Source organism: Methylobacterium sp. WL18 (assembly GCF_008040015.1).
GTDB lineage: Bacteria > Pseudomonadota > Alphaproteobacteria > Rhizobiales > Beijerinckiaceae > Methylobacterium > Methylobacterium mesophilicum.
Map to the genome: position 1 here is coordinate 1 of NZ_VRVD01000117.1, position 10011 is coordinate 10011.

General features: G+C 70.4%; 10 protein-coding genes and 1 pseudogene. 8 read left to right on the forward strand and 3 right to left on the reverse strand.

Translation table 11 applies throughout. The annotated features are described in order from the left end of the window. From FV228_RS11415 to FV228_RS11450, 8 genes are all read left to right on the forward strand, one after another. A partial coding sequence (locus FV228_RS11415; RefSeq protein ID WP_147854737.1) for an FAD-binding protein occupies positions 1–903 on the forward strand: 903 nt, incomplete at its 5' end. Next, positions 900–1772 (forward strand): carboxylating nicotinate-nucleotide diphosphorylase, encoded by an 873-nt coding sequence (gene nadC, locus FV228_RS11420; protein WP_147854738.1) that lies wholly within the window; start codon positions 900–902, stop codon positions 1770–1772. The genes FV228_RS11415 and nadC, both read left to right, overlap by 4 nt. 279 nt (positions 1773–2051) lie before the next feature. Then, positions 2052–3878, forward strand: coding sequence for a potassium transporter Kup (locus FV228_RS11425; protein ID WP_246693884.1), 1827 nt, complete (start codon positions 2052–2054; stop codon positions 3876–3878). Between the two features lie 65 nt (positions 3879–3943). Continuing rightward, positions 3944–4189 (forward strand): type II toxin-antitoxin system VapB family antitoxin, encoded by a 246-nt coding sequence (locus FV228_RS11430; RefSeq protein WP_147854739.1) that lies wholly within the window; start codon positions 3944–3946, stop codon positions 4187–4189. Positions 4190–4312: 123 nt separating this feature from the next. Further along, entirely contained in the window at positions 4313–4594 is a 282-nt protein-coding gene (locus FV228_RS11435) for a type II toxin-antitoxin system VapC family toxin (protein WP_246693885.1), read from the forward strand. Positions 4595–5063: 469 nt separating this feature from the next. Beyond that, the gene (locus FV228_RS11440; protein WP_147854740.1) at positions 5064–5543 is read left to right on the forward strand and encodes a (2Fe-2S)-binding protein; all 480 of its coding nucleotides are present in this window, start codon (positions 5064–5066) and stop codon (positions 5541–5543) included. After that, positions 5540–7876, forward strand: coding sequence for a xanthine dehydrogenase family protein molybdopterin-binding subunit (locus tag FV228_RS11445; RefSeq protein ID WP_147854741.1), 2337 nt, complete (start codon positions 5540–5542; stop codon positions 7874–7876). The genes FV228_RS11440 and FV228_RS11445 overlap by 4 nt, the downstream gene beginning before the upstream one ends. Positions 7877–7951: 75 nt before the next feature. Then, the gene (locus FV228_RS11450) at positions 7952–8350 is read left to right on the forward strand and encodes a hypothetical protein (RefSeq protein WP_147854744.1); all 399 of its coding nucleotides are present in this window, start codon (positions 7952–7954) and stop codon (positions 8348–8350) included. Between the two features lie 12 nt (positions 8351–8362). Here the strand turns inward: FV228_RS11450 and FV228_RS11455 are convergent. From FV228_RS11455 to FV228_RS11465, 3 genes and pseudogenes are all read right to left on the reverse strand, one after another. Continuing rightward, positions 8363–8512 (reverse strand): annotated as a pseudogene (locus FV228_RS11455) (DUF1194 domain-containing protein); the annotation flags it as partial. A 558-nt stretch (positions 8513–9070) separates the two neighbouring features. Then, positions 9071–9295, reverse strand: coding sequence for a hypothetical protein (locus FV228_RS11460; RefSeq protein ID WP_147854742.1), 225 nt, complete (start codon positions 9293–9295; stop codon positions 9071–9073). Between the two features lie 219 nt (positions 9296–9514). Next, positions 9515–10011: Sir2 family NAD-dependent protein deacetylase (locus FV228_RS11465; protein WP_147854743.1), on the reverse strand; the 497-nt coding region annotated here is incomplete at its 5' end.

The window sequence follows — 10011 nt, forward strand, 5'->3', positions numbered from 1 at the left end:
GGCGCCCTCGGCGGCGGTCTCGCGCTGGCCGCCCGGGCCGGGGCGGTGATGCGCGACATGGAGTTCGTGCAGTTCCACCCGACCGCGATCGCGGCCGGGGCCGACCCGATGCCGCTGGCCACCGAGGCGTTGCGCGGGGAGGGGGCCCGGCTGATCGACGAGACCGGCGAAGCCGTCATGGCCGGGATCACCGGGGGCGACCTCGCCCCGCGCGACGTGGTCGCCCGGGGCATCTTCCAGGCGCTGCAACGCGGCCGCATTGTCTATCTCGACGCGCGCGGCGCCCTCGGGGCGGCGATGCCAAAGCGGTTCCCGACGGTGGCGGGTCTCTGCGCCGCCGCCGGCATCGACCCGGCCGTGCAGCCGATCCCGGTCCGCCCGGCAGCCCACTACCACATGGGCGGCGTGAAGGTGGACGCGCACGGCGCCACGTCGGTGCCGGGCCTCTTTGCCTGCGGCGAGGTCTCGTCCACGGGCCTCCACGGTGCGAACCGGCTCGCCAGCAATTCCCTGCTGGAAGGGCTCGCCTATGCCGGCTTCATCGCCGAGGCCCTCGATGCGCCGCTTCCCGGCGCGATCATACCCGAGACTGTGGGCCCCCGTTCGGTCGCGGATCTGTTGTCGATCCGCAGGCTGATGGAGGCGCAGGTCGGCGTGGTCCGCGATGCCGCCGGCCTCGAGCAGGCGGTCGCCATGCTCGAACCCCGCAGTGAAACCTGCGACGCCGCCCTGGTGGCGCTGATGATCGCCCGCGGCGCGCTCACCCGCCGGGAGAGCCGCGGCGCCCACTGGCGCAGCGATTTCCCGCATATCGCCCCGGCAGCCCACACGGATACGACGCTCGCTACGCCGAACGCCGAGCGCCGCGAGACCACGGCCGCCGCGACGGAGCTGACATCATGACGCGATCGGTCCTGACGGAAGAGATCCTGCCCCTGCCGCGTCTTCTGGTCGAGCCGGTGGTGCGGGCCGCCCTGGTCGAGGATCTCGGCCGGGCCGGCGACATCACCACCGACGCGATCGTGCCGCCCGGCGAGCGGATGCGCGGCGTCATCGCGTCCCGCCAGGACGGGGTGATCTCCGGCACCGACGCCGCCGCGATCGCGTTCGCGCTCATCGACCCGGCCGTGACCGTGACGGTCGAGCGCGGCGACGGGGCCCGGGTCGCGCCCGGCGACGTGGTGTTGCGGCTCGACGGGCCGGCCCGGGCGATCCTGACGGCCGAGCGCGTCGCCCTGAACCTGCTCTGTCGGATGTCGGGGGTCGCGACGGCGACGAACGGCCTCGTCGAGGCGGCGCGCCCGCACGGCAAGGCCTCGATCGTCTGCACCCGCAAGACGACGCCGGGCCTGCGCGCCCTCGAGAAGCACGCGGTGCGGGCCGGCGGCGGCTCGAACCACCGCTTCGGCCTCGACGATGCCGTGCTGATCAAGGACAACCACGTGGCGGTGGCCGGTGGCATCGTGCCGGCGATCCAGCGGGCCCGGGCACGGGCCGGCCACCTGGTGAAGATCGAGTGCGAGGTCGACAGCCTGGAGCAGCTCGAGGAAGCCCTCTCGGTCGGCGTGGATGCGGTCCTCCTCGACAATATGGGCCCCGACCTGCTGACCCGCGCCGTGGCGATGATCGACGGCCGCGCCCTCTCGGAAGCCTCCGGCCGCATCACCCGCGAGACCGTGGGCGCCGTCGCGGCCTCGGGCGTGGACCTGATCTCCTGCGGCTGGATCACCCACTCGGCGGCGATCATCGACCTGGGGCTGGACGCCGCCTGAGAGATCTTGCTCCCTCGCCGCCAGCGGGAGGGAGCAACGCGCTTCATTCGACCGTCATCACGTTCGGGTGACAAGTCTTCGCCGCGGTCGTGGCGGAGACGGATCCAGTCTTTCGCGACGCATCCGGCTTGCTAAGGTCGCGCACGTCAGTGCCGCCCTCGACTGGATACGCCCGTGCGCCAAGCCTTCAGTCCCGCGGCTGGTCCTGCGGTCCCTCTGCCTGCCGCGCCGGTGGCGCGAAAGCCGGGTGCCGTTCGGCATGGGCCCGGGCCCGCGCTGATGATGGGGGCGCTCGGCGTCGTCTATGGGGACATCGGCACCAGCCCGCTCTACGCCTTCCGCGAGGCGCTGGTCCCGGCCCGCACCGACGGCATCCTGCTGCCCGAGGAAGTGATCGGCACCGTCTCGCTGATCCTCTGGGCGCTGTTCCTGATCGTGACGGTCAAGTACGTCCTGATCCTGCTGCGCATGGACAACAACGGCGAGGGCGGCATCCTCTCGCTGATGGCGCTGGCCCGGAAGGCGCTCGGCGGCTCCCGCATCGTGTTCATGCTCGGCCTGCTCGGCGCGTCGCTGTTCTACGGCGACGCGGTGATCACCCCGGCGATCTCGGTGCTCTCCGCCGTGGAGGGGCTCAAGCTCGTCACCCCGGCCCTGAACGACTACGTGCTGCCGATCACGGTGACGATCATCGTCGCCCTGTTCCTGGTGCAGAACCGCGGCACCGCCAAGGTCGCGGCCTTCTTCGGGCCGATGACCGTGGTGTGGTTCGTCGCCATGGCGCTCGCCGCCCTGCCGCATATCGGCCTGCACACGGAGGTGTTCCGCGCGGTCAACCCCTGGTACGCGGTGCATTACCTGCTCGGCCACGGCACCGGGGCGCTGGTGGCGCTCGGCGCGGTGTTCCTGGCGGTGACCGGCGCCGAGGCCCTGTTCGCCGATCTCGGGCATTTCGGCCGCAAGCCGATCCAGGTGGCCTGGGTCTGCCTGGTCTTCCCGGCGCTCGCCCTGAACTACCTGGGCCAGGCGGCCCTGGTGCTGGAGAAGCCCGACACCGCCGACCCGTTCTTCCAGCTCGTCCCGGCCTGGGGCCTGCTGCCGATGGTGGTGCTGGCGACGCTGGCCACCGTGGTGGCGAGCCAGGCGGTGATCACCGGCGCCTTCTCCCTCTCCCGGCAGGCGATCCAGCTCGGCCTGCTGCCGCGGCTCGAGATCCGCCACACCTCCGAATCGCATGCCGGGCAGATCTACCTGCCGCAGATCAACGGGCTGCTGATGGTCGGCGTCGTGCTGCTGGCGGTGCTGTTCAAGACCTCCTCGTCGCTCGCCTCGGCCTACGGCATCGCGGTGACCGGAACGATGCTGCTCACCGCCTCGATGACCTTCCTGGTGATCTGGCGGATGTGGGGCTGGTCGCCGGTGGCCGCCGCCCTGGTGATGCTGCCGTTCATCGTGGTCGAGTTCCTGTTCCTGCTCTCCAACCTGATCAAGGTGGTCGAGGGCGGCTACGTGCCCCTGATCCTGGCCGGCGGCCTCGTCATCCTGATGTGGACCTGGGTGCGCGGGGTCACGATCCTGTTCAACAAGACCCGCAAGACCGACGTGCCCTTGGTCGAGCTGGTCGGCATGCTGGAGAAGAGCCCGCCCCACCACGTGCGCGGCACCGCTGTGTTCCTGACGAGCGACCCCGAGATCGCCCCGGCCGCCCTGCTGCACAACCTGAAGCACAACAAGGTGCTGCACGAGAAGAACGTGATCCTCACGGTGGAGACGGTGGACACGCCGCGCTCGAAGGAGGCCGACAAGGTCCGGATCGAGCCGGTGGGGCCGCACTTCTTCAAGGTGGTGATGAAGTTCGGCTACATGGAGACGCCGAACATCCCCAAGACCCTGGTGCTGCTGCGCCGCCAGGGCTTCAAGTTCGACATCATGGCGACGTCGTTCTTCCTGTCCCGCCGCTCGATCCGCCCGGCCACCCATTCGGGCATGCCGCTCTGGCAGGACCGCATCTTCATCACGCTCGCCAAGAATGCGAACGACGCGACGGACTTCTTCCAGATCCCCACCGGGCGGGTGGTCGAGGTCGGGACGCAGGTGACGGTGTAGGAGTCGCCGCTGGTGTAGATCCGCGCGAGCGATTATCTACATCGCTCTGTCGAGGGCGAACGGCCGTGCCGATCAACGTCAACAATCCCGAAGCCGATGCGCTGACGCGCCGGTTCGCCGCCCTAGCGGGGGTCGGCATCACCGAGGCGATCGTCATCGCCATGCGAGAGGCGATCGCGCGCAGGCACCCGGGGGAGACGCCGCAGGCGACCGCCGCACGGCTGCGCGAGAAGCATGGAATCACCCTCAGCGAGGATGCCCGGACGCCCCTCCCGCGGGATGTCTACGACGCGATGTGGGAAAGCCGCTGATGTTCGTGGACGCCTCCGCGCTCGTCGCCCTGCTGGCGGACAAGCCGGAGGCCGGCCGGATCTCCGCCGCGCTCGCCTCGGCCAGCCGGTGTATGACCTCGCCCGTCCGCGGTCCTGGAAACGGTGCTGGCCCTCGCGCGGCCCGACAAGTTCGACATGACGGTCGAAGCCGTCGGGCCGATCGTCCTCGAATTCCTCGAAGCCCGAAGCATCGAGGTCTGCGATCTCCCGCCCGCCAACGAGACCACGGCGCTCGCTCTGTCGGCGGCGCATCGCTACCGGGCGGGCCGTCACGGCCTCAATCTCGGGGACTGCCTTCACTACGCCGCGGCCCGGTTCTTCGACGTGCCGATCCTCGCCACGGCGGACGAGTTTCGCAGGACCGATCTGGAGACTGTCCGCTGACGGTCCGGTGATGGATCGATCCGCCTACAAACACCCAACGGACCGATGTTCGCGGTGGGCATGCAGGCTGCACCCGGCCATGGCGAGCGCGGCGAAGCGGCAAGGGCGTTAGGTCCTAGCCGATCGAGCGTTCGGATGCCGACGCTGATCGTCGTCGACGCAGTGCAGCGTGGCAGTACGGACCGCTTCCCTCTGACACGTTCGAAGGCGTTGTCCCTCCACGAGACACGCATGTGCGCCGCCGCACGCGGCATGTCCCCGGCGCGGACCTCCGGCGGCATGCCGCGTCCACCTTGCGTTGCACAAGTCTCCCAGGGTGGATTAGAATTCTTCCACTTCCGAACCCAGAGACCCGTTCGCCGGGTTAGCCGGCATGGGCGGACGCGTGGACCGGAGCATCGGTCGGCGCCTCCGGCTCGGCTCGGCCCCGACTGAACGCCGCTCCGGCGCTGCCAGACAGGACGCATCGATGATCAAACTCACCGTGAACGGGGCTGCGCGCAGCTTCGACGGCGACCCCGACATGCCGCTGCTGTGGTACCTGCGCGACGAACTCGGGCTCACCGGCACCAAGTTCGGCTGCGGCGTGTCGCTGTGCGGCGCCTGCACGATCCATCTCGGCGGCGCGGCGACCCGCGCCTGCATCACCCCGGTCTCGGCGGCCGCCGGCCAGGAGGTCGTGACCATCGAGGGGCTGTCGCCCGACGGCAACCACCCGGTGCAGGTGGCCTGGCGCGACCTCAACGTCGCCCAGTGCGGCTACTGCCAGTGCGGCCAGATCATGCAGGCCGCAGCCCTGCTCAAGGACACGCCCAAGCCGTCCGAGCAGGACATCGACGACACGATGAGCGGCAACATCTGCCGTTGCGGCACCTATCCGCGCATCCGCGCGGCGATCCATCAGGCCGCCGGCCAGACGGCGCCCGCCGGCAAGGGAGAGCGCCTGTGATTCATGACGCCCAGATGATGGCCGAACTGGCCGCTCGACCGACCGCCAAGCCGGTCCTCGCCAATGTCAGCCGCCGCGGCATCCTCGGCGGCGCCGGCGCCCTTGTGCTCGCCCTGTCCCTGCGCGACGCCCGCGCCGACGAGGGCCAGACCGCCGAGCAGAAGGCCCAGAAGTTCGGCGCCGACGGCATGCCGCACGGCTGGCGCGACGACCCGAAGGTCTTCGTGGCGATCGCTCCGGACGGCACCGTCACGGTGACCAACCACCGCTCCGACATGGGCCAGGGCGTGCGCACCTCCGTGGCGCTCACCGTCGCCGACGAGCTGGAGGCCGATTGGCCGAAGGTGAAGGTGGTCCAGGCCTGGGGCGACGAGCAGCGCTTCGGCAACCAGGACACCGACGGCTCGCGCTCGCTGCGCCACTTCTTCCAGCATTTCCGCCATGCCGGCGCCGCCGCGCGGCTGATGCTGATCGAGGCCGCGGCCAAGCAGTGGGGCGTGCCGGCCTCCGAGGTGACGGCGTCCAACCACACCCTCACGCACGCCAAGTCGAAGCGCAGCCTCGGCTACGGCGCCGTGGCGCAGGCGGCCTCCGAGCTGCCGGTGCCCACGAACGTCCCGCTGAAGGACCCGAAGGATTTCCGGTACATCGGCACCGGCAAGATCGGGCTGATCGACAACTTCGACATCACCACGGGCCGGGCCGTCTACGGCCTCGACACCAAGCTCGACGGGATGCTGTACGCTGTTGTCGCCCGGCCGGCGGTCTACGGCGGCAAGGTCGCGTCCTACGACGACAGCGAGGCCAAGAAGGTCCCGGGCGTCGTCAAGATCTTCAAGATCGACGGCGGCGAGATCCCGAGCGAGTTCATGCCGCTCGGCGGCGTCGCCGTGGTCGCCAAGAACACCTGGGCCGCCCTGAAGGCGCGCGACGCGCTGAAGATCACCTGGGATGACGGTCCGAACGCCGGCTACGACACCGACGTGTTCCGCAAGGAGCTCGAGGCCGCCGCGCGCAAGCCCGGCAAGGTGGTGCGCAACCAGGGCGACGTCGACGGCGCGATGGCCAAGGCCAAGACCAAGCTCGAGGCCGAGTACTTCGTGCCCCACCTGGTCCAGGCCCCGATGGAGCCCCCGGCCGCCGTGGCCCGGGTCAAGGACGGATTCTGCGAGGCGTGGGCCTGCACCCAGGGTCCGCAGGCCGCCAACGACCGCCTGATGAAGGCGCTCAAGCTGCCCGACGACAAGGTCAAGGTGAACGTCACGCTGCTCGGCGGCGGCTTCGGGCGCAAGTCCAAGCCGGATTACGTGGTCGAGGCCGCCCTGTGCTCGCAGGCGGTGGACGGCGCGCCGGTCAAGCTCGCCTGGACCCGCGAGGACGACATCCACCACGGCTACTACCACACGATCTCGGTGGAGCGCCTGGAGGCCGGCCTCGACGACAAGGGCATGCCGGTGGCGTGGCTGCACCGCTCGGTGGCGCCGACGATCGGCTCGATCTTCGCCCCCGATCCGAAGCACGAGCTGCCGTTCGAGCTCGGGATGGGTCTGGTGAACACGCCGTTCAACCTGCCCAACGCCCGGATGGAGAACCCGGAGGCCGCCGCCCACGTCCGGATCGGCTGGTTCCGCTCGGTCTCGAACATCCCGCACGCCTTCGCGATCCAGTCCTTCGTGTCGGAGTTGGCGCATGCCGCCGGCCGCGACCCGAAGGAGTACCTGCTGGACCTGATCGGGCCGGCCCGTAAGATCGACCCGACCTCGATCGGCGACGTCTGGAACCACGGCGAGGACCCGAAGCTCTACCCGATCGACACCGGCCGCCTGCGCGGCGTGATCGAGGCGGCGGCTAAGGGCGCCGGCTGGGGACGGCAGATGCCCAAGGGCCGCGGCCTCGGCATCGCCGGCCACTACAGCTTCGTCACCTACACGGCGGTGGCGGCCGAGGTGGAGGTCGACGACAAGGGCCAGGTGAAGGTGCACGCCATCGACATCGCGGTCGATTGCGGGCCGCAGGTGAACCCGGAGCGCATCCGGTCCCAGATGGAAGGCGCCGTGGTCATGGGGATGGGGCTCGCCCTCACCTCCGAGATCACCTTCAAGCAGGGCCGGGCCGTGCAGAACAACTTCGACGGCTACGAGATCATCCGGATCGACGCCGCCCCGAAGGTGGTCCGCGTGCACCTGGTGCCGACCGGCTCCTACGACGGCCCGCTCGGCGGCGTCGGCGAACCCGGCGTGCCGCCGGTGGCGCCCGCCATCGCCAACGCGGTCTTCGCGGCCACCGGTCGGCGCGTGCGGCAATTGCCGATCCGCGACCAGCTCAGCGCCTGAACCGCATTCCACCGCGACGCGTTGGGGGACCGGGGACCTGATCCCCGGCCCCCCGCCATGAAAGAGTTCGACACGATGATGCGTCCCGCCGCCTTCACGGTTTCCGTCACGGTGCCCCTGGCCCTGGTCCTGATGGCGGCCCCGGTCCTCGCCTCGCCCTGCTCGGACAAGATCGACGCCCTGTCGAAGCGTGTCACCGCGGAGGCGACCGCCTCGATCTCGGCCTCCACCAGCGGCCAGGGCAACGCCGCCAAGCGCGGCGGCGAGGGCGTGACCGGCACCGAGGGCCAGCGCGCCAACGAATCCCCGCAGGCCCCCCCGGAGAAGTCGGCCCAGGCCGGCGAGGGCGCGGACGCCGCCCAGCAGGCCAAGGTCGCGTTGGACGAGGCGCGGACGGCAGATTCCAAGGGTGATGCCACGGCCTGCGAGGCCGGGGTGGCCCGGGCCGAGGGTCAGCTGAAGAAGGCGCCCTGAGGCGTCGCCGGGCTACCGCCCTAGGGCGCTGATCGCGATCACGAATTTCCGGCGCAGCGCCCGGGAGAAATCGCCGTAGCCGGCGTCCGCCAACAGGAACGCGCCCGGGCCGCCGAGGACGTGGGCGCGGTACCAGTGCTCCAGGGTGGTCCGGTCCGTAGGGCCGGCCCCGAGCTGAGGCTCAGCGCGCCGACCATGCCCAACACCCGGAGCCGACCCGAACCCGTCCGCGCTCTCGCCATCGACGGTCCCGGCTCTCCCCGGCCTGAGGGCCGCCGCGGATCCGTTAGGGCATGCTTTCAAAGCCGGCGAAATCGGCCTTCCGGGGGATGGGGTGAAGGCGGTGCGGACACCACACGGGCATTCCCCCTCCCTTCGCGCGGGCTACCAGATGTAGAGCGGGTCCCCTCTCCCGTGCGGGAGAGGGACGGGGTGAGGGATGCGACTTCTCCGGATGGACCTGATCCCTCACCCCAGCCCTCTCCCGCTCGGGAGAGGGGGCACGTCGCCCCTCCCGGAAGACGATGGGTGAAACATCATAGCCCGCACTCGACAGCGGACCCGCCCCTCACTCTGAGATGTGTGAGCATCAGGGTTCGATCGGGGATCGTCCGGCTCCGGCGGCGGCTTCGCTCATCTCGGAGGGGTCGATCCCCGGTCCCGGCGGCTCGGCGGCCGGGGGAAGTCGGGGCGGTACGAGATCCGCCCCGCGATGCGGCCTCAGGCGGCCGCGGCGGCGAGCGCGTGCGGGTTGCCGTTCAGGCCGGCGCAGAGATCGTCGATCTCGGCGAGGTCGAGGGCGTCTCCGGCCCGGCCCGCGATGGTGTCGATCAGGTGGTCCTGCCGGGGGTCGAACGGATGTCCCTGCATCCGGTAGAACTGGTAATAGCGCAAAGCCGCCAGGACGGTGTCACGCTCGCGGTCGGTTACGGTGAAGTGCTGCATGGGTCTTCGTCTTCCCCTTGTGGCTTCAACGAACGCCCGGGCGGGCCGCGACGCCGAACCCGAGCTTGACCGTTGTAACCGGTGGGTAACGACCCGAACAGTTCTTGACAGCTCGCGCGGATGTGATTCGCATCATTTAAGATTTTGGTCCTCGCCGGGGAAACCCGGCGGCGAATCGAAAAGCCGTTCGCCGGCAACGCGTTGCGGCCGCCGGGGCGGTCACAGGCCGAGATCGGCCAGGTAGCGGGGCAGGACCGTGCTCGCCGGCCCGTAGCGCGCGTCGTCGAACGCGTCGGCGTTGTCCGAGGGGTCCAGGTTGATTTCGCAGGTCGGAATCGTCAGCGCCCGGGCCTGCCGCACGTAGCCGGCCGCCGGGTAGACCGCCCCCGAGGTGCCCACGGCCACGAACAGGTCGGCCGCGGCGAGCGCATCCTCAATGGCATCGAGATGCATCGGCATCTCGCCGAACCAGACCACGTCCGGCCGCATCCGGCCGACCGTCCCGCAGGCCGGGCAGGACGAGGCCCGGTTCAGGTCGTCGCGCCAGGGCGTGACCGCCCCGCAGGCGGTGCAGCGGGCCTTCAGCAGCTCGCCGTGCATGTGGACCACCGCGCGCGAACCCGCCCGCTCGTGCAGGTCGTCGACGTTCTGCGTGCACAGGAACAGGCGCCCGCCCCGCGCAGCGAGCCGCGCCTCGGCCTCGGCCAGGGCCACAT

Coding starts and splice junctions, on each gene's coding strand:
- nadC (WP_147854738.1), top strand. CDS start 900: ATGACGCGATCGGTCCTGACGGAAGAGATCCTGCCCCTGCCGCGTCTT.
- FV228_RS11425 (WP_246693884.1), top strand. CDS start 2,052: ATGATGGGGGCGCTCGGCGTCGTCTATGGGGACATCGGCACCAGCCCG.
- FV228_RS11440 (WP_147854740.1), top strand. CDS start 5,064: ATGATCAAACTCACCGTGAACGGGGCTGCGCGCAGCTTCGACGGCGAC.
- FV228_RS11450 (WP_147854744.1), top strand. CDS start 7,952: ATGATGCGTCCCGCCGCCTTCACGGTTTCCGTCACGGTGCCCCTGGCC.
- FV228_RS11460 (WP_147854742.1), bottom strand. CDS start 9,295: ATGCAGCACTTCACCGTAACCGACCGCGAGCGTGACACCGTCCTGGCG.